This window comes from Thalassotalea ponticola, assembly GCF_041379045.1.
Taxonomy (GTDB): Bacteria; Pseudomonadota; Gammaproteobacteria; order Enterobacterales; family Alteromonadaceae; genus Thalassotalea_A; species Thalassotalea_A ponticola.
The window spans coordinates 3,065,146-3,085,708 of sequence record NZ_CP166871.1; the positions used below are offsets into that span (position 1 = coordinate 3,065,146).

At 45.6% G+C, this 20,563-nt stretch carries 17 protein-coding genes; 8 read left to right on the forward strand and 9 right to left on the reverse strand.

The window, feature by feature from the left end:
* Window positions 1-55 precede the first annotated feature (55 nt).
* Entirely contained in the window at window positions 56-2,380 is a 2,325-nt protein-coding gene (locus ACAY30_RS13505; RefSeq protein ID WP_290251643.1) for a hypothetical protein, read from the forward strand.
* Here the strand turns inward: ACAY30_RS13505 and recQ are convergent.
* Window positions 2,377-4,209 carry a DNA helicase RecQ gene (gene recQ, locus ACAY30_RS13510; RefSeq protein ID WP_290251642.1) on the reverse strand — a complete coding sequence of 611 codons (1,833 nt, stop codon included), beginning with the start codon at window positions 4,207-4,209 and terminating at the stop codon, window positions 2,377-2,379. The genes ACAY30_RS13505 and recQ overlap by 4 nt on opposite strands.
* Window positions 4,210-4,404: 195 nt before the next feature.
* Here recQ and rarD point away from each other — a divergent pair, with 195 nt between their 5' ends.
* Window positions 4,405-5,319 (forward strand): EamA family transporter RarD, encoded by a 915-nt coding sequence (gene rarD, locus ACAY30_RS13515; protein ID WP_290251641.1) that lies wholly within the window; start codon window positions 4,405-4,407, stop codon window positions 5,317-5,319.
* A gap of 127 nt (window positions 5,320-5,446) precedes the next feature.
* Here rarD and ACAY30_RS13520 read toward each other — a convergent pair whose 3' ends face one another.
* The 8 genes from ACAY30_RS13520 to ACAY30_RS13555 form a co-directional block, all read right to left on the reverse strand.
* Window positions 5,447-6,646: an alanine racemase gene (locus tag ACAY30_RS13520; RefSeq protein ID WP_290251640.1), complete on the reverse strand. Its 1,200-nt coding sequence runs from the start codon at window positions 6,644-6,646 to the stop codon at window positions 5,447-5,449.
* Between the two features lie 271 nt (window positions 6,647-6,917).
* Window positions 6,918-9,086: a DNA helicase II gene (uvrD, locus tag ACAY30_RS13525; protein WP_290251639.1), complete on the reverse strand. Its 2,169-nt coding sequence runs from the start codon at window positions 9,084-9,086 to the stop codon at window positions 6,918-6,920.
* Between the two features lie 187 nt (window positions 9,087-9,273).
* A complete protein-coding gene (locus ACAY30_RS13530) occupies window positions 9,274-10,827 on the reverse strand; it encodes a S10 family peptidase (protein WP_290251638.1) in 1,554 nt (517 codons plus the stop codon).
* A 94-nt stretch (window positions 10,828-10,921) separates the two neighbouring features.
* Window positions 10,922-11,635, reverse strand: a complete 714-nt coding sequence (locus tag ACAY30_RS13535; protein WP_290251637.1) for an HAD-IA family hydrolase — start codon at window positions 11,633-11,635, stop codon at window positions 10,922-10,924.
* A 4-nt stretch (window positions 11,636-11,639) separates the two neighbouring features.
* Window positions 11,640-12,338, reverse strand: coding sequence for a DUF484 family protein (locus ACAY30_RS13540; RefSeq protein WP_290251636.1), 699 nt, complete (start codon window positions 12,336-12,338; stop codon window positions 11,640-11,642).
* Between the two features lie 27 nt (window positions 12,339-12,365).
* Window positions 12,366-13,196, reverse strand: coding sequence for a diaminopimelate epimerase (gene dapF / locus ACAY30_RS13545; RefSeq protein ID WP_290251683.1), 831 nt, complete (start codon window positions 13,194-13,196; stop codon window positions 12,366-12,368).
* 18 nt (window positions 13,197-13,214) lie between these two features.
* A complete protein-coding gene (lysA, locus tag ACAY30_RS13550) occupies window positions 13,215-14,462 on the reverse strand; it encodes a diaminopimelate decarboxylase (RefSeq protein ID WP_290251635.1) in 1,248 nt (415 codons plus the stop codon).
* A gap of 30 nt (window positions 14,463-14,492) precedes the next feature.
* Window positions 14,493-14,675, reverse strand: coding sequence for a lipoprotein (locus tag ACAY30_RS13555; protein WP_290251634.1), 183 nt, complete (start codon window positions 14,673-14,675; stop codon window positions 14,493-14,495).
* A gap of 161 nt (window positions 14,676-14,836) precedes the next feature.
* On the opposite strand from ACAY30_RS13555, the gene cyaY reads away from it, so the two are divergent.
* From cyaY to ACAY30_RS13585, 6 genes are read left to right on the forward strand one after another with little or no spacing between them, the layout of a single operon-like run.
* Window positions 14,837-15,169 (forward strand): iron donor protein CyaY, encoded by a 333-nt coding sequence (gene cyaY / locus ACAY30_RS13560; protein WP_290251633.1) that lies wholly within the window; start codon window positions 14,837-14,839, stop codon window positions 15,167-15,169.
* Between the two features lie 22 nt (window positions 15,170-15,191).
* The gene (gene hemC, locus ACAY30_RS13565) at window positions 15,192-16,124 is read left to right on the forward strand and encodes a hydroxymethylbilane synthase (RefSeq protein WP_290251632.1); all 933 of its coding nucleotides are present in this window, start codon (window positions 15,192-15,194) and stop codon (window positions 16,122-16,124) included.
* Window positions 16,111-16,872, forward strand: a complete 762-nt coding sequence (locus tag ACAY30_RS13570; RefSeq protein WP_290251631.1) for a uroporphyrinogen-III synthase — start codon at window positions 16,111-16,113, stop codon at window positions 16,870-16,872. Before hemC ends, ACAY30_RS13570 begins: the two co-directional genes overlap by 14 nt.
* Entirely contained in the window at window positions 16,862-18,169 is a 1,308-nt protein-coding gene (locus tag ACAY30_RS13575) for a uroporphyrinogen-III C-methyltransferase (protein ID WP_290251630.1), read from the forward strand. The genes ACAY30_RS13570 and ACAY30_RS13575 overlap by 11 nt, the downstream gene beginning before the upstream one ends.
* The gene (locus ACAY30_RS13580) at window positions 18,169-19,341 is read left to right on the forward strand and encodes a heme biosynthesis HemY N-terminal domain-containing protein (RefSeq protein ID WP_290251629.1); all 1,173 of its coding nucleotides are present in this window, start codon (window positions 18,169-18,171) and stop codon (window positions 19,339-19,341) included. The genes ACAY30_RS13575 and ACAY30_RS13580 overlap by 1 nt, the downstream gene beginning before the upstream one ends.
* Window positions 19,342-20,484: an MltA domain-containing protein gene (locus ACAY30_RS13585; protein WP_290251628.1), complete on the forward strand. Its 1,143-nt coding sequence runs from the start codon at window positions 19,342-19,344 to the stop codon at window positions 20,482-20,484.
* The last annotated feature ends 79 nt before the right edge of the window (window positions 20,485-20,563 follow it).

Here is a 20,563-nt window from a genome sequence, read left to right on the forward strand (position 1 = left end):
AATCATTCTATATTCACTATAGTGTTGTAATAAAAATAAAGAGATTATTCAAGCCATGGCGAAACTAACAATAATTCGACCTCTTATTTGTGTGCTATTTTGCCTGTCAGTTACCGCTTGCGGAGGCGGTGGTGGCGGCGGCGGTGGTGGTGGCGGCGGTAACAGTAATACCGGTAGCCTGAACATCGCCAACGATACTATCAGTGGCATATCTGGACGCAAAGGTGCATCCAACCTCAACATTATCAGTAACGACAAACTCGGTGGCAAAGCGTTAACGCTTGATGATGCCACGGTGAGAGTGAGCTCCTCACAAGCGCCTCTATCCTTAAACAGCGATGCAACGCTGAATGTCGCCCCGATGACGTCGGCAGGTAACTATGAGCTTGTTTACGAGGTGTGCTTAAAAAGCAATTCAAGTCAATGTGCTCGTGCAGTGGTCACGGTTCAAGTAGAAGCGGCGCAATTTACCCTGCGTTCAGATCAAGCGAGCGAGCTCGACGGTGCCTACCCTATTAGCAATATTGTCGATTTGCTTACCAATGACCTCATTGACGGAGAGGCCATTCCAGCAAACGAAGTGAATATGAGTATTGCTGCTCCGGAGTTTGTCGATTTTTTCTCTATTCAGGACAATGGCAAACTGGATTCTTTAGGTGATCTGCCACTGGGTAATCTCGATGTAAAATATCAGGTTTGTGAAAAAATAAACCCAGACAATTGCGCGGTGCAAAGCGTTAACTTAGGGGTAGACAAGGGCATCTTCATGGATGGCTTTGTACTGGGTATCTGCTATGAAAAATCGTTTGGTGAGACCGGTTGTTTTGACAATTCAGCGCGCTTCACCTGTAAACCAAATGAAACCATCCGCTTTTTTATTGGCAACGTACAACTGGGAGATGACATTCCTTGTGAAGGGCGAATTAGCCCCTACGATATGGCGCCTGAATCTTTTTTACCAGACGACCTTGTCAGCGTAAAGCGCTTCTGGAACGAATATTCAAACAGTAGCTTTCCTGGTCGTGGCTTTAATATTGCCGCCCTCATTTACGCAAGCGATGTCGATCAAGATGCAAGTAACGGCATTGTTATCGACAAGCTTCAGCATGACAGTTGGCGCAACATTGACATCGACTTTTACCAAACTCTCAATAATTTTTACGGTGATAATGGTTGGCTAAACGCGCGACAAAAATTGGTTGATGACAATATTTTGAACGATGCTGAACCAATCCACTACATGCGCGCTTTGGATATTCTTATTGCTAGTGAATCAGTGGACAGTCAAAACTATGCAGCCACCAAGATAGAGCAAGATCGCGATGGCGATAACATTATAGATTCTCGAATCACTTACGCTCTCGATAATCAAAAGCGCTTTGTCGGTTTTACTGCTGAGACGCTAGAGTCAGGACGTGTGGCTAGCAAAAATGTTGAAACGGTTAGTTTCAACAACAACGGTGAGCTATTGAGCGCTACCTATACCAACAACGAAGCACAAGGCAAAATCCTCGAGCGCATTGATGCGACCTACAATGTCAATGGCAGCTTGACCAAACTCGTGAGCAAAGAGAACGATGTCACCTTTACCAAGCGCTTTGAATACAACAACAAGGGCTACTTAACCAAAGCGGTCGAAGATGTGGATACCGATGGTGTCAATGATTACCAAGAGGTGTACCAAAGAGATAGCGTTGGCAATGAATTGTCGCTCACAGCCTCATTTATCAACAATGGCAATGTTGTTGATTACACCAAAGTCTCTCGTTATGACAATAACGGACGGTTAATTGAACAGGTCTTTGATCACAAATTTTTAGACGAACGCGATTATACCGCAACGTATCGCTACAACAGCCAAGGCTTGTTGTCGTTTTATCAGGTCGACCAACAAAATGACGGTACTATTGATGATGGACGAGCACAAATTGTCTACGATTCTCGTCGGCGTATTATCGAAGAGCTAAAAACCCATGTCGACCCCGATGTGCGGACTATTTATAGATATGACGGCAATTTATTGGTGTCGATTAGAGAAGACATAAACAACGACGGTTCTATTGAATTAGACACCCAATTTAGCTATGACGACAACGGTTTTATTACCGGTTTTAACTCATTTGACAACGGCGACTTGGTCAGTCTGGCAATATACCAAAATGACCAATTTGGTAACGCCATTATTGCTGACTTAGATATCCAAGGTGATGGTATTTTTGACCGTCGTTACAGCACCGCCAATGAGATAGGGTTAGTCACTAAAACCGAAGTCGATTTTGGTGCCGATGACACCATTGACTCGACAGTCTTCAACAGTTATCAAAAAGTCAGTTTCATGACTCGCTATTTAATGCAGACTTATCGGTCGCTGGCTAATTAGCGCAAACCTTGATGCTCTTCAATTAACTCGATAAAGGCGCGCCCATAGCGCGCCAACTTCGTTTCGCCAACGCCACTAATCGCCAAAAATTGCTGACTATTGGTGGGTTTATACTTGGCTATTTCTATCAGCGTTGCATCGTTAAAGACAATAAACGGAGCAATGTCCTCGCTATCAGCAATCTCTTTGCGCAATATACGCAGTTTGCTAAACAGCGCCTTGTCATAGTGGACACTGCTCTTACTTTGATGCCAATAGCTTTGGTTTTGTAATCGCGGGCGCGCCATCATCAAGGCATATTCGCCTTTTAACACGGCTCGCGCGGCAACGGTCAGCAGCAGTGCCGATTGCTTCTCAATATTTTGTTGCAAGTAACCCATGTGAATTAATTGCCGAATCACCGAAAACCAATAGCCTCGTGTTTTATCTTTGCCCAAGCCAAACGTCGACACTTTGTGGTGCTCATTGGCGACGATTTGTGGACTTTCTTTACCGCGCAGGGCATCAATAACGTACTGGATATCGCCCTTTTGCTCGGTGCGATAAACACAGCTTAGTACTTTTTGCGCATCAACTGTTCCGTCATAAGTACTTGGCGGATCGAGGCAGATATCACAATTATTACAACCTTGTTTGGTGTATTCAGCAAAGTAGTTAAGCAGCACTTGACGACGACAAGTTTGCGCTTCCGCAAACCCCGCCATCGCTGCAAATCGCTGTAATTCAACGTTGGCGCGCTGCTCGTTTTCATTTTGTGAAATCCGCTTTTTCACCTTTTCGATATCTTGAGGATCAAAGAGGAATAACGCTTCAGCCGCTAAACCATCGCGCCCCGCTCGCCCCGTCTCTTGATAAAAAGCCTCTAACGTGCGCGGCATGTCGTAATGGATGACAAAGCGAACATTTGGCTTGTTAATACCAAGACCAAAGGCCACCGTGGCAACCACGACTTGAATGTTGTCTTTGGTAAAACCATCCTGAATGATCGCTCGCATATCGGCTTCAAGACCGGCGTGATAACCTGCACAATTAATACCTTGCTGTGCTAGCGACTTGCTTAGCTTATCGACTTGCCATCGGCTCGAACAATAGATGATGCCACTGTCATCGGGATTTTGTCGCAAGTATTCAATCACTTGACGCTCAGCGTTATAGCGCTCTGTCAGAGTGTAGCGAATGTTGGGCCGATCGAAGCTATCAAGGTGAATATACGGTGTATTTAGCCTCAATTGATTAAGGATATCCCGGCGAGTGGTGACGTCGGCCGTAGCGGTGAGTGCCACTATCGGTGTGTAAGGGAAGTACTCTTTAATTGCACCAAGGCGAGTATACGACGGACGAAAATCGTGTCCCCACTGAGAAATACAGTGCGCTTCATCGATAGCAAAAAAGCTAATTTTCATCGTCGCTAACGACTGTAAAAAGTACGGGCTTAGCAAGCGTTCCGGAGCTATATATAGCAATTTAATGTTGCCGTTTGCAATATTAACCATGGTTTGGTTAATGTCTTGCTGTGACAAACTCGAGTTGATAAAGGCAGCGCTAATACCTTGGCGAGTCAGACCGTCAACTTGATCTTTCATCAGGGCAATGAGCGGTGACACAACAATAGTTAAACCATCAAGTACCGCAGCTGGGAGCTGATAACACAATGACTTCCCTCCACCCGTCGGCATCAGCACGAGACAGTCACGTCCGTTGATTAATTCTGATATCACCTGCTTTTGGCCTGCTCTAAAACTGTCAAAGCCAAAATGTTGACGCAACAAATGGTGTAATTGTTGGTCGTCGATTGGGTGATGATTATCCGTGGGTGTAGGTAAGGACATGGAAACTCATGTTGTTATCAATTGCCCTGTTATTTTACTGACTCATGCGATGCATAGGTAGTACTTTTTTATCGGTTGGCGAAAAACATCGCCCTGTGCTGTGCACTGCAAACGCCTTGCAAATTTCTCCTGTGGCACTAGGACGAGTTAGGTGCTACACTCGCGCCACTTTTCTAACGCTCATATTTTTTCGCCATGCAACAAAACACCGATACCAAAGTTGGAATTATCAACGCCCTGTGTGCCTACACTATTTGGGGGCTTGCGCCGATATACTTTAAATTGTTAACGCACATTGACGCCAGTGAGATACTGGTACATCGCATGGTCTGGTCTTTGGTATTACTACTGACAATCGTACTTGGCTTAGGTCACTGGCATAAAGTGAAATCCATTTTTCGCTCGACCAAGACACTCTTGATGCTTGGCTGCACTAGCTTGATACTGGCAACTAATTGGCTGATCTTTATTTGGTCGGTTACCAACGACCATATTTTAGAAGCAAGCCTGGGCTACTACATCAACCCGTTGTTTAGTGTTGCTTTAGCCATGTTATTTTTAGGCGAGCGTTTGTCAAAGTGGCAAATAGTCGCTGTTGTACTGGCGTTATTAGGAGTATTAATTCAAGTGATAAGTCTGGGCACTGTGCCTATTATCGCCATCAGTTTGGCTACCACGTTTGGCTTATACGGCTTATTGCGCAAAAAAATGGCAGTAGACTCTTTTCCTGGATTAACCATTGAGGCCGCTTGGATGTTTCCTCTTGCCGTCCTTTACTGGACGTTTTTTATAGACTCACCAAGCTCAAATATGTTTGAAAACACATTTCAAATAAATATGCTGTTAGTACTATCCGGATTAATTACTACCGCGCCATTATTGTTTTTTACCGCGGCAGCTAAACGCTTGCCGTTAACCACGATGGGCTTTTTTCAATACCTCGGGCCGAGTATTATGTTTTTATTGGCTGTTTTCATCTTTGATGAACCCATCGTCGGAGAAAAGCTGCTGACCTTTGCCTTTATTTGGGCAGCCTTGGCCATTTACACCACCGACTCACTTGTCAAACATAAAAAGCGTCGCCAACTCGCGAAAAAGCAACGTTCCTAGCGCTGCTTTTTTCGCCGATAATAACGCGTCGAGACGTTCGCTATGCCACCGCCACAGTGCAGTTATTGCTGTCGGCGGTAATTGACAACACAGCCCGATGTTGACCATATTTATGGGCGTCTATAAATCAACGGTTTAATCTGGCGGCGACTGGTTTGGCTTTGCGCTGTGACATTATTGACCAGCTTTGCTCTACGCGCACCTGTTGATTATGGCGTCGAATAACCAATATATCGCCTAACGCGAGTAATTGTGCGTCAATTTTTTTAGGACGGAAAAAGACAAAATCATCAACCTCTAGCGGCCTATCGCTATCGATTAACATTTGTTGTTGATTGCTACTCAGACCGTATAAGCAGTTACTGATAAGTTTCGGGTAAGCACATTTGACAGGCCAGCGGCCACCGTATAAGTAAACGCTGTGTTTAAAGTTTTTAGTCCACTGTTGAATTTTGTTTGGCATCAATGGCATTTGAATGCCGGGTATGCGCTTAAGCACCTGCGTGGCGATAAAGCACGCCCCTCGATACATCGCCAAATTAGCCGATTCCAGACAGGTTGGCTTTAACAATATCGAACCAACCGATACCTCATTTATACACGAATACTGATGATAAGTGTGAGTCGCGCTACCACCACCGTTAAAAATGAAGTCGTCGGCAGTGGGTGTCAGTGCATCAACAAACTGCTGATAGCGATGCTGACTTTGCTGAAATACGCGTTCACGAGAGACAAAAGGTGTCGGGGCTTTGGTTACATGGCCGTCATACCCCATTAATCCATTGAGTTTTAGATGCTTTTTATTTTGACAAATGAACTGCTGTAAATTTTTTAATTGCTCAACATCACTCACACCGCCGCGCTTCATACCGATATCAATTTCTATTGCCACCTTAAAACAGATATTGTATTTGCGCCCCAAGGTGAGTAACTGTCGCGCCCGTGACTGATCGTCAACAAGCCAATGTATTTGCCCAATCTTAGCCTGCTGCTGTTGCTTAATTAGATATTTAATAATGTGCTCGACGCTATTGGTGGGCAGTGGTTTGCCCATCAAAATATCTGCCTCGTCAAAATGTTCTAACAACTCGAGGATAAACGGCGTGTGAAAACACATAAAGCGCGAACAATTCAGGCGCTCGCTGATATAGGACAACAGTTGTAAACTGGGGAGTGACGGCACCACCAAACGCAAGGCTTTATTTGCCACTTGTGCCTGTAATTGCTGAATATTATGGTCGAGTCTGTCTAAGTCAATAAATAAGCTCGGGCTGTTAATACCGGCTATTTTTAGGCATTTTTCATATTGTTGATAAGATTCTGTCATTGCCATATTCCCTGTTTAGTGTCGCCAATGTAAAACAGCCAACCTCTGTTTATATAATGCTTAACCAACAAACGCAATATCCACACAATTTCTTTAAAAACAACAACCTAAAAATAGTAACAGATGAATAAAAACCACGCTTATCACAGTGCTTTGGCGATAAAGGTTGCCAAAACGACCTGTTTAGATAACAAAAGCCATCGATAGTTCAAACTATCGATGGCTGTTCCACACTGCGTTGACCTTTGCCGTATATTTTTACCGCACGTTATTACAACGCCTGCAAATTGGCATAAGCGACAACTAGCCACTTACTGCCAACGTCAGTGAAGTTAACCTGAACGCGCGCCTGCTTACCTGCCCCTTCAAAATTGAGCACCACACCTTCACCAAACTTATTGTGCATTACCCGTTGACCTAATTTAAATCCACTATCGGCAAACGTATCTAAGCTGATGGTATTGCTAAACCGCCCCGTTGTTTTTGGTTTGCTGACTTGGTTGCGCATGCGAATTTCTTCCAAGTATTGGTCGGGAATTTCTTTTAAAAAGCGGCTTGGGCGATGGTATTTTTCTTGACCGTAAAGACGTCGCGTTTCTGCGTGGCTCAAATACAGTTTTTTCATTGCTCGGGTCATGCCTACGTAACACAATCGACGCTCTTCTTCTAAACGAACTAAGTCTTCGCTCGACTGTTGCGACGGAAACATGCCCTCTTCCATACCAACCATAAACACCAATGAAAACTCTAAGCCTTTGGCCGAATGCAGGGTCATGAGTTGCACCGCCGCTTCATAATCGTCGGCTTGCGACTCACCTGCTTCTAGTGCGGCATGAGTTAAGAATGCGGTCAATGGTGACATTTGTTCTTCTTGCTCGTCGACTTCAAAGGTTGAACAGGCGGTGACAAGCTCGTTTAAGTTTTCAATACGCGCTGCTGCGCGCTCGCCTTTCTCCGCTTGATACATAGCGTGCAAGCCTGAATGATGAATTACCTTTTTCGCTTGCTCGTCCAAATTTAGATCACAAATATCGTCATCTAATTGCTCGATCAATTCGATGAAGCCCTTAATCGCATTACTGGCACGACCGCTAAGTTCATTGTGTTTAAGCATATAGCGACACGCGTCCCACAATGTACAACCGTGGCTGCGCGCCGCATCGCGAATGTGGGCCAGTGTTTGATTGCCAACGCCACGGGTTGGCGTATTAATGATGCGCTCAAACGAGGCATCGTCATTGCGGTTGTTGATCAAGCGCAAATAGGCCAAGGCATCTTTAATTTCTTGTCGTTCGAAAAAGCGCAAACCGCCGTATATCCGATAGGGAATTTGTCCTTGTAGCAATGCTTCTTCCAGTAAGCGCGATTGCGCGTTGGAGCGATACAACAGCGCGACGTCGTCTAAGCTGTTGCCATCATCCAGCCACTGCTTGATTCGCGAAGCAATAAAACGCGCTTCGTCCAGTTCGTTAAAGGCGGTGTATACCGATATTTTTTCACCGTCACCATCTGTGGTCCACAGATCTTTGCCCAATCGATTGCTGTTGTTGGCAATAAGCGCATTGGCGGCGTTCAAAATATTGGCCGTTGAGCGATAATTTTGCTCTAGGCGAATAGTCTTCGCGTTAAAGTCCTTGTTAAAGTTTTGAATATTTTCGATTCGAGCACCGCGCCAGCCGTATATCGACTGGTCATCATCACCGACAATCATAATATTGCCGTTTTTTTGCGCCAGTAAATTTAGCCACGCGTATTGAATGGCGTTGGTATCTTGAAATTCGTCAACCAAAATATGACTAAACCGTTGCTGGTAGTGTTCGAGTAACAACGGGTTATTCAGCCACAATTCGTGCGCTCTTAACAATAATTCGGCAAAGTCCACCAAGCCTGCGCGATCACATGTTTCCTGATACACCTGGTAAATTTTAATGTAGGTTGCCTCAGTTGGATCAAATTGGTTGTCGATGTGTTTAGGACGTAAGCCTTCGTCTTTTTTGCCATTGATGTACCACATTGCCTGTTTCGCTGGCCATTTTTTTTCATCTAGGTTAAGCGAGCGAACCACGCGTTTAATCAGTCGCAGTTGGTCATCCGAATCAAGTACTTGAAAGCTTTGTGGTAAATTCGCCTCTTGAAAGTGCATGCGCAACAAACGATGGGCCAAACCGTGGAATGTACCAACCCACATACCATGGACATTACCATTGACCGCTTGCTCGACACGCGCCCGCATTTCTGCCGCTGCTTTATTGGTAAACGTTACCGCAAGAATACTGTGAGCTGATACTTGTTCAACTTGCATCAACCACGCAATGCGATGTACCAGTACTCTTGTCTTGCCTGATCCCGCACCGGCGAGTACCAATAGGTTTTCATTATCGGCGCCCACCGCTTCGCGTTGTTTATCATTTAATGAATCAAGTAATTCAGAGACATCCATAGTATTGTGATCTTGCTAGTAAATAAAAGTGAAAGTTAGTATACAACAAGCACTGTATAAAAATACAGCCCAGCAAGTACACTAACTGATAGGTGTGTTAAGCACGTTCAAAGTATACACCAGCGGCTAACGAATATCGCTTGGCAACGCGGTACACTGTAGCGACATTGCTCTTGGCTGTGCGCAGCTAACGAGGGTATCGCGCCGGCTCGTCAGCGGCAGGTATTGTGGCGTTGATGAACTCGCGAATGTGTTGATTTGAGGTTTTTAAATCGTCGCGACGCAAATACATCATATGGCCACTTCGATAACCCTCAAATCGCAAGCGAGATTTCATCAACCCACTTGGATCGAGCTGCCACATGGTGTACTTGGCATCAAAATAATTGGTTGCGCCATCAAAATATCCGGCTTGGATCATAACATTGAGATACGGATTTTGCGCCATCGCTTGACGCAGTTGTTCACCGCTGTTGTTATTGCTGCGATCCCACGGGTGAACGTTGCCAAACATATTGTATTTGACATCAGTTTTGTAGTTCAGTTGCTCGCGCAGATAGTAATTAATCGCCGGCGTAAATGAATGCAACCAAGACGTGAGCTCTGGCCAATAATCTTGTCGATCGCCGCTGTTGCGCTTATCAATACCCAAGTAGCGAGAATCCAAGCGACCTAAGGTTTTGCGGTCGCCTTTAAGCAAATTTTTCCAGAAGTATTGGTTGCTGACGTCGAGGTTATTATCCAATATTTGCTGTTTAGACAAGCCCGAGTATTGTGCCATTCGCGTGGCAATTTGGTCTTTTTGTTGCGGCTCGATAAAGCCCCCCAAAGCCAAAGCCGGAATCAGTTCATTGATAGTAAACTGCTCTACTTCCTCGACAAATTGCTCCAACGGCTGCGCTTGGTATTGTGGATCAAGCACCTTGTGATGCCATGCCGTGGCCGCGAAATACGGCAGTCTATTGGCTGCTTTAACCGGTCCGTCGCGTTCGATACCAATATCTGTTGGCGAGACTAAAATAACACCGTTGAGATACATCCACTGACGATTTTGCAATTCCAACGCTAACCCTGCAACGCGGGTTGTACCGTAACTTTCGCCAATGAGGTACTTCGGCGATTGCCAGCGATTATGGCGAGAGACAAAGGTATTGATCCACTCAGCTAGGTATTTAATGTCGGCGTTAACCCCAAAAAACAACTTTTGTTTTTCTGGCTCGGTTAGCGGCGCTTGTCCATCGGCGCTGACAATGCGTGAAAACCCGGTGTTCACCGGATTGACATATAAAATATCACTGACATCGAGTACCGAATAAGGATTGCTTTTAACACCATAAGGTTGCAGGGGATAACCTTCATCGTCGACGTTGATAACTTTCGGCCCAGTATACGCTAAGTGCATCCATACCGAAGCACTGCCTGGGCCGCCGTTAAACGAGATCAACAACGGACGGCTTGCTCTGTCTTTTACCTTATCGCGAGTGTAATAGGTATAGTGTAGAGATGCGATCACTCGATCTTTATCGTCCCAAACTGGCTGGGTACCCGTGGTCGCGGTGTATGCAAACGAAGTACCGTTTACCTTTGTCGTGTGTTGAGTTATCACCTTCGACTCCGCCTCTAGTGTGCGGGTTATCGCAGGCGCCTTGCCCTGACTATCGGCCGAGGCTGAGCTCAGAGGTAGCAGCGCAGTGGTAAACAGTATCAGCGCAATGGAAAAAATGTGTACTAAAAGCTTCATGGTTAATAACCTTTTTACTTATTCGTGTGATCGCCAAAGACAGTTAACGAAGACGCTAGAAAACTGAAGATAACTGTCTTGTTGAAACAGTTCGCTAAATGAGCAAGCCAAGTTGCTCAACGGAATCAAATTCTGCATTAGGTAAAATCTTTAACGGCTTTTTACGGATTCCAAACTGCGAATTATTAATCCAAATGGTTTGACAGCCTGCCGCCTGCGCCCCGTAAATATCGGCGTGTGTGCAGTCACCCACGTGCAACAATTCTGCTCGGTTAATGGCTAATGCAGCTGATGCTTGCGCAAACATATCGGCTTCGGGTTTTTGTAAATTGCCATTGCCAGCAAAAAAGCTAGCAGTAAAGTAGTCGCTAAGACCAATATCATCGATATTGACGTTACCATTTGAAATCGCCACTAACGGATAGCGCTGCGACAGTTTGAGCAATAACGCTTTAACGCTGTGCGGAACCTGAAAATCATTGCGGTGTTGTAAAAAGTGATCAAATGCCTGTTGTGATTTAGCCTTTGCATCGCGCTGATCACAGCCGAGTTGTTCCATACCAAGCTGAATGTAAGCTAAGCGCAAGGCACTGACATCGTGGGCGAGCGAAGGTTGTTCGGCGATAATGCGCTGGCGTTGCTGTTGCCAAAACTCAGGTCCAAGTGACGCGCACTGTGGCGCTAATTGTTGCAGACACAACTGCAGCTGGTGCTCTGCTTTAGTGATCACCGGATGGTTGTCATAGAGCGTGTCATCAAGATCAAAACTAATCGCTTTAAAGTTAGCGAGTCTTTTATAAAATCGCACATCCCTACCTTAGCTTTGCCAGCTGCTGTAACAACAATTTTGCCACTAACGTGCGAAACTGCTCGAGTAACAGTGTATCGACGGTCGGATTGAAATGATCGGCATCAACCGAACTGAATGCCAAAAAGCCCAACACTCTATCAGCATCGGTTAATTTTACTAAGGCCACGGACGCAGCCTCAGTCGAATCAAATAACTGTGACTTCTCAACGTTATCAAGACGTCCAAAGTAATAATCATCGTGACTTAGGCGTTTACTGATGATTGCCGAGCAATCGGTACTCAGCATACACGGGTGTTCGCTATCGACCTCTGCATCGAGCAGATACAGCTTAACCCGAGCTAAATTTAAATATTGCATGGTTTGTTCGATGTGATCTAAAAATTCATTCAAATCAGCACTGTCGAGTAACCTCAGATACAACGCATTGTACACCGAAAACAATTGTTCATTGTGATGCGCCGTCTGCAGTAATTGAGTGATTTCATCCTCGAGCGCATAAATTTTTTGTCGTTGAAGTTGCTGTTGACGCTCCACTAACGAGACGACGCCCCGCGACGTATCGGTCAGCTTCAGTGATTGCAATACGCTGGGGTTGCGCTGAAAAAAATCGGTATTTTCGCGTAGGTAGGCACTCACTAACTCATCGTTAACAAGGGAGAGTTCATCGTCTAAATTTAAGTTATTACTGTCGTTATTCAAACTACATCCAAATTTTGTTCGCTGCTTCTATATATGCAGGTGCCCGTCAAACACGTGTTCTGCAGGTCCTGTCATTTTTACGGGGTGTCCTGGCCCTTTCCAAAATATCTTCAGTTTACCACCGGGTAGCTCCACGGTCACATTATTGGCCAGTTTCTGTTGATTCATGGCCACCACCACGGCTGCACATGCTCCGCTACCACAAGCCAGTGTTTCGCCCGTTCCTCGCTCGTAAACTCTCAGCTTAATGTATTTGTCTGAGACCCGCTCCATAAAGCCGATATTAGCGCCTTCGGGAAAGCGTTCATGTTGGGCAAGCTCTTTGCCTAAAGTCTCTACCTCAGCTCTGCTTACATCATCAACGCTGATCACACAATGGGGATTGCCCATTGATACCACACCGCAAAAAACGGTTTGAGTATCAGTGCGTAAAATGTAGGTGCCTTCTACCTTTTGTGCGGTAAATGGAACTTTTGCCGGTTCAAATACGGGCACCGGCATGGTAACTGTCACCTGTCCGTCGCGCTCTATATGCAAGGTCATTTTACCCGATGCGGTCGAAACCTTAACCTTATTCTTATTGGTTAGACCTTTCATTTTAACAAAGCGGGCAAAGCAACGAGCACCATTACCGCATTGATTGACTTCACTGCCATCCGCGTTGAATATGCGGTAGTGAAAATCCAAGTCGGGATCGTATGGCGGTTCGACAATGAGCAACTGATCAAAACCTATACCAAAGTGTCTATCAGCGAGTTTACTGATTTGATCTTTTGACAAAAAGACGTTTTGGGTGACGTTATCAAGCACTAAAAAATCATTGCCTAAGCCGTGCATTTTCGAAAAATTCATCAACATTGAGTGTCTACTCATAACTTACGGTAATACCTGTTCACCTGACCACAAAGAATCAAGTGTTTCACGTTTGCGAATCAGGTAATGCTGCTCAGCATCCACCATGACTTCGGCTGCGCGAGGGCGCGAATTGTAATTAGAGCTCATGGCAAAGCCATAAGCGCCCGCTCCTCGAATGGCGAGCAAATCGCCGGTTGCTACCGCCAACTCTCGTTGCTTACCTAAAAAGTCGCCTGTTTCACACACCGGTCCGACAACATCGTAAACTTGAGCGGGAACTTTGTGATTGTGTTCCACGGCGATGATATCTTGCCATGCGTTATACAGCGACGGACGAAGGAGGTCATTCATTGCAGCATCAACAATGGCAAAGTGTTTTTGCTGGTTAGTTTTTAAGTATTCCACTTGCGTCACTAAAATACCGGCATTAGCCATAATTGCCCGACCCGGTTCATAAATCAGGGTCAAGTCGACCCCTTTGAGCTTGTCGGCTATCGCTTTGGCATACACACTTGGGTGAGGCGGTTGTTCACCTTGATACGGTACGCCAAGACCGCCACCAATATCAAGGTGCGATAACTCGATGCCTAAAGCTTTGAGTCGTTCGACTAACACCAGCACTCGATCCAATGCATCTAAAAACGGTTGCACTTCGGTTAATTGTGAACCGATGTGACAGTCGACCCCTTTGATCTCGATATGAGACAATTGATGCGCTTGCTGATACACCTCTAATGCGCGCTCAATTTCAATGCCAAATTTATTGTCTTTTAGACCGGTAGATATGTATGGGTGCGTGCCCGCATCCACATCAGGGTTGACCCGAATTGAAATAGGCGCTTTGACATTGAGCGATGCTGCTACCTCATTGATGCGTGCGAGCTCGGCTTGTGACTCCACATTAAAACAGTAAATTCCCTGTTCAAGCGCATAGCCAATTTCATCGGTTGTTTTGCCAACGCCAGAGAAAACGACTTTACCCGGATCGCCACCGGCTTGAATCACGCGAGCCAGCTCACCTTTTGAGACAATGTCAAAACCACTACCTAAACGCGCCAACACGTTGAGTACCGCCAAATTTGAATTGGCTTTCACCGCATAACAAATCATGTGATTTCGACCTTTGGCGGCATCGGCAAAAGCGTACCAATGGCGTTCAATAGTCGCGCGAGAATAAATGTAAAGTGGCGTGCCATAGCGTCTGGCCAACGCCTGAACGTCGCATTGTTCAGCGAATAAATGATCACCTTTGCGATTAAAAAAATCCATACGTCTCCCAGCTCAACTAATGCCGATTAACTACCGCTTACCGGTATTATTTGGGTTCGCCTGACCAGCTTCGTTTGGCGCTTCTACCGCCGATTTACTCTGCTCGTTAGTGTCTGTTGGCGCCGCTTCATATAAAGGGCCTTTTTGACCACAAGCTGCTAACAGCGATAAAGCAACACAGAACCACGGTAGTAAACGTAATTTATTAACCATTTTATTGATCGCATTGATGAGGTAATAGCATTATAATCGCACTTAACGAACAAAATACCAAGCCAAAAAAACGTTAAAAATTGCCCTTTTAGCGTTCAATAGACAAATTTTTGGCCGACGTCGTATGAACTGTATCCAAATTGACAAAATAAGGTTTTCGCATGAATGACAGCCAATATAACTTAATGGCCGACGAGTTGTTACTCGCGGTAGAAGAAGCGATTGATGACTGTGATGTTGATATTGATTATGAGTCTGCAGGAGGCTTACTTACCTTGATGTTCACCACCGGTGAGCACCGCGGTTCTAAAATTATTATCAATAAACAAGCGCCTTTACATGAAATTTGGGTTGCGACTAAATTCAACGGTCACCACTTTACTTATCAGAGTGAGCAATGGATCGATAAGCGAGGCGGTGGCGAGTTTTGGCAATTTTTATCGCAAGCGGTCAGCCTACAGGCAGGACAAGACATTACCCTAAGCGAACAATAGCGCTCTTTAATCGAAAGCAGAGATGATGAAACAGACATTAAAAATTGCCACCCGTAAAAGTGCTTTGGCCCTGTGGCAGGCCGAATATGTGAAAGCACGACTTGAACACTACCATCCCGACTTAATCGTAGAGCTGCTACCTATGGTGACTAAGGGTGACATCATACTCGATTCACCGTTGTCGAAAGTTGGCGGGAAAGGCCTATTTGTAAAAGAGCTGGAAGTCGCGATGCTCGAAGGCAAGGCCGATATTGCTGTGCACTCGATGAAAGATGTACCAGTCGACTTTCCCGATGGGCTGGGGCTGCACGTTATTTGTGAGCGAGAAGACCCTCGCGATGCCTTTGTCTCAAATCACATAGCGAGCTTTGAGCAACTACCACAAGGCGCGATAGTGGGTACTTCGAGCCTGCGTCGCCAGTGTCAAATAAAAGCGATGCGTCCAGATCTCGATGTTCGAGACTTGCGCGGTAATGTCAATACCCGCTTGGCGAAGCTTGACGACGGCCAATACGATGCGATTATTTTAGCCGCGGCAGGCTTAATTCGCTTGGAAATGGCAGAGCGTATTCGCCAATACATTGAACCAGAGATCATGCTTCCGGCAAATGGTCAAGGTGCTGTTGGTATTGAGTGTCGCACCGACGACGAGCGCGTCAAGGCTTTATTAGCACCGCTGGAGCACAGTGAAACACGTCATCGCGTATTAGCTGAACGCGCAATGAATCGCGCCCTGCAAGGCGGTTGCCAGGTCCCGATTGGCAGCTATGCAACTATGGATGGCGAGACCCTTTATTTGCGCGGTTTAGTCGGTGCTATCGACGGTAGCCGCATTCTAGAGGCCGAGATCAGCGGCGGTGTTAACGACGCAGAGGCACTTGGTGAACAGCTGGCTCAACAACTGCTTGATCTAGGAGCAGATACTATATTAAAACAGGTGTATGGCGAACAATAATCTCAACATCCTGATCACTCGGCCTCAGCCAAAATCACAGGAGCTAGCAACCGTGCTCGCTCCTGTTGCCAACCTCATTGAAATCTGTCCTTTACTACACATACAACCTTTGCCTATCGATCAACATCAATGGCATTCACTGAGCCAGCAACCGCCAGATATCCTAATTTTTATCAGTCCTGCGGCAGCTCAATTTGGCGTCGACCTATTACCTCGACACATTTTTAACCATGCCAAAGTAATCAGTGTCGGTGCAGCAACGGCCAAGCAGTTAAGCGATGCGGGAATCAGCGACATTGAGACGCCTTTGGTGGAGACTAGTGAAGGTCTGCTCGAACTCACATCACTGCATCACGTAGCGCAAAAACGCATTGTCATTGTACGCGGCAACGGCGGTCGCGAATTGTTACACGAGCAGTTAACCGATCGGGGCGCAAATGTCACCTATACTGAAGTGTACCAACGTCAATGGTTAACATTATCAGAACAACAAACGATTGATAAATGGCGTAAACAGAAAATTAATTGTATTGTAGTGACATCAAGCCAACTACTTGAAAAGACACTATCTTTAATAGATGACTTGGCATTTGCCAATCAGTGCAGTTGGATAGTCGTAAGCCAGCGCTGCAAACAGCGGGCAGAGCAGTTAGGTTTGAAGAAGGTTATCAATAGCCAAGGGGCAAGCCATACCAGTATATTGGCGAGCATAACCGAACAGCTAACGGAAAATACGCATGACAAGTAAAGACAACGACAAGCCGTCACCATCAGCCGACAACGACAACAAAAAAGTAAGTGCTGCCGATGCGGCGAAAATGGCGGCTCAAGCAAAATCAAATATTTCACCGCAATCAGGTCCATCAACCGAATCATCGACCAAGCAACCGAGTCGCGGCCAGGAAAAAACCAACAAAAAAAACCTGAGTGTAGAGGCAAATGATAGCGTTCGTGCTGCAACTAATAAGGCCAGTAATCAATCAACCACCTCAAAAACGGCGATATTGGCATTGCTGTTAGCGTTATCTGCCATTGGTGGTGTCGGTGGCCTGTACTATTTTCAAAATCAGCAACTCACACAAACACAGCAACAAGTGAGCAGTGCAAGTCAGCAGCGCATTGAACAATTAACGCAAACGGTGGAACAACAGCTAGCGACGATGAAAAAGGCACAACAGCAGCAAGTTAGTGACGTTATTAGCGATGTTGAACAACGCAACAAAAATCGCCTCGCCGAGCTCGAAGCACAAATTAGTCAATTACTTGAGCGCCAACCGCAAAATTGGCAAATTACCGAGGCGGAGTATCTCGCACGCATGGCCGGCCGCGTACTGTGGCTAGAAAAAGATACCGCCACGGCAATTAGCCTGTTAAAAGATGCCAATGCGCGCCTTGTAGAACTGAAAGATCCGCGTTTGTACTCTATTCGGGAATTACTGCACAAGGACATTGAATCACTGGCAACGTTACCGGCATTGGATAGAGGTGATTTGATCCTGGCGTTAATGGCATTAAGCGAACAAGTTGATCAATTACCTCTGTCGTCTGCGCAGGTTCCGCAATCGATCGAAACCACAACCAGTAATGCACTGAGTGAAGACGTCAGTGACTGGCGAGAGAACTTGGCCAAGAGTTGGCGTAAATTCAAGCGTGAATTTATCACCATTAGCTACCGCCAAGGCAATGTTGAGCCGTTGTTGGCGGCTGATCAAAGTCAAAACTTGATCCAAAATATGCAGCTGAAGTTTCAACTTGCGCAGTGGGCGGCTGCAAAAGGTGAAACTGAACTGTATCAGCAAACCATGCAAAGTATCAGTCAATGGCTAAGTGATTATTTCGATATGACCGAGGCTAAGACACAGCGCTTTAACGCCCGCTTAATTGAGTTAAGTGTCAAACCAGTGACCGTTGACTACCCTCAACAACTGCAATCGCAACAAGCATTGAGAAAACTATTGGACGGTAACGGCCTCAAGCAAACGCCAGCAGCAAAAGAAAAGCAGGCCGAGTCATTGCCGTCTGCATCATCTGAGGGCGATAGTTAATGAAAAAAATATTACTTGTCCTCGCTCTGCTAACGGCTATTGCCGTCGCGCCATTTTTGATCGATGAAAAAGGCTACATCCTAATAGCCATGGGTAATTTAACCATTGAAATGACCGTGGTTAGCGCTTTGTTGATGTTAGTTATCGGTACTATCGTTGGGTTATTATTAATTTCAATCATTCGCTTTGGTTGGAAGATGACTTCATCGACATGGCGCAAGCTGTTGTTTTCAAACGAAGCGAAAGCGAACAAAGCGTTTCAACAAGGTCTTGGTGCATATCTTCTTGGCGATTATCAAAATGCTGAAACACTGCTTGCTAACAGCGCTGAAAAGGTACAATTTAGCAATACCGCTTGGCTATTCGCGGCAAAATCAAGTGATGCGTTAAACAACAATGCCAATACACAAAACTACTTGCAATTATTGGTTGAGCACCCTGATGCCAAGCAAGATTTTAGCATCGAAAGCTTGTTGCTAACGGCCAAATTACAAATGCAGTTAGGCTATTTTGACAAAGCACGACAGTTACTCAACGATAACCACACACTAATTGGTCACGATACTCGGTTGATTGCCCTGGACATTGACATTAACACCGCTCTGGACAACTACAATGCGGCACTCGATGGTTTAAAGCGTCTGAGAAAACGCAAAGATATCTCAACTGAGACTTTGTACGAACTTGAATATGCCGCCTATAAAGGGCTCTATGACCAACTTACTCGCGACAAGAGCATTGATGCCGTCAGTTCACATTATCAAAGCTTATCGCGCAAGGAAAAACAAAGTGAAGGCGTGGTATTAGCCTACGCTGATACCTTAATTGCCAACGGACTGAGTAAAGACTTTGAAGGGTTGGTGCTACCTCACATCAATCGCAAGTCTTCAACTCACTTTATCAACGCCTTGAAAACGTTACCAGTGCGTCACGCCCAGCACGTTATTGATAGTATTCAAAAGCTGTTGCAAAAGAATCCCGATAACCCGGTGTGGTTAAGTGCGCTTGCCCACCTGTGCTATGCCGACAAGCAAATTGACAAAGCGCAAAAGGCATTTGTTAGTTTATTTAAAATTAGGCGAGACAAAGCCGATTTACTCACCTACGCGCGTTTACTTGAAGAGCAAGGCGAACACCAGCAAGCCAATCGAATCTATCGGGAATTAAATTAAGTGTTAAAGCAATCAGTATTGATGCTAGCGATTGCTAGCATCAGCTTTTTAGGTTGGGCCAATGGCCCTCGATTTGAACTAGAAAACAACCCAGACATTGGCCAGATGACGCTACAAAAAGTCAGTGACCTGTGCTTTGTTGCCGATAATACCAATGCCTATCTGCAAAACCCTGAATTGGCCAGCAGAGACAAACAAAGCGTACATCAGGGACATGTATTTGACCAAGGTGTAACCCTTGCTCGAGTACAACGCACACTGCAATTTATTTGCGATACCTATCGCTTTGATGTGCGCAATAACCAACCGAGTCGCTTACACGATGTCAACTTTATCAAGCAGCACTTTGACTTTTATCGTTGGTACCCAGATAAGACAACCGCTTCTCACATTGCCAGCAAAAGCCTCAATGACGCGAAGCAACGCATGCTAAACGATATTCCGAGCGACCAATTATTTATAACTAAATATTACACCAAGCGGTTAACCGCCAGTGAACAAAAATCAAAACAGTACCCACAGGCACTGTATGCCTTGCCGTTTGATGAGCAAGGTTTGAGTAAGCAACAAGCGCTCGCTCAGTCTAACTCGCTAACTCGCTTTAAATATACTCGTCAGCAAATTATCGATGGAGCTTTGTTGGCAAATAAGCTTGCGCAACCCTTGGTATGGCTAAGCGAAGAAGCCTTACACGACGTATTGTTACAAGGTACCGGGGTGCTTGATGTCAATGGCCGTACCCGCTACTTTAACGTACACCGTAACAATGGCATTGAATACGATTACGCGCTGGGTAAACGCGAACAACAACGCTATTGGTATTTTGCTGAAGTACCCGGCATCATGGGCTACGGCGATAGGTTAGAAGATAAAATTGAAGTGCGCCCGCATGTCACCTTTGCCGGTAATGTCACTCAACTTGGTTTGGGCAAATTAATCATGATTAATTACCAAGCAAACGGCCGTTCAACCAGCCAAATGGCTGTTTTGGCCGATACCGGTGGAGCGTTCGACAATAATTTATTTCAATTGGATTTGTTAGTCGATAGTTACGCTGGATGGAGTGATTATCACGAGGCAAACAAGCACCTCCCCGATTACGCCAAGGCATGGGTTATGCTGATCAAACAACCAGAAAAATAATGCCGTCATCCCATCATGTTTTTCGACTGCAAGGATGCTGGAGTTAGAGCAACGCATGGAGCAGTTGCCGAAGATGGGA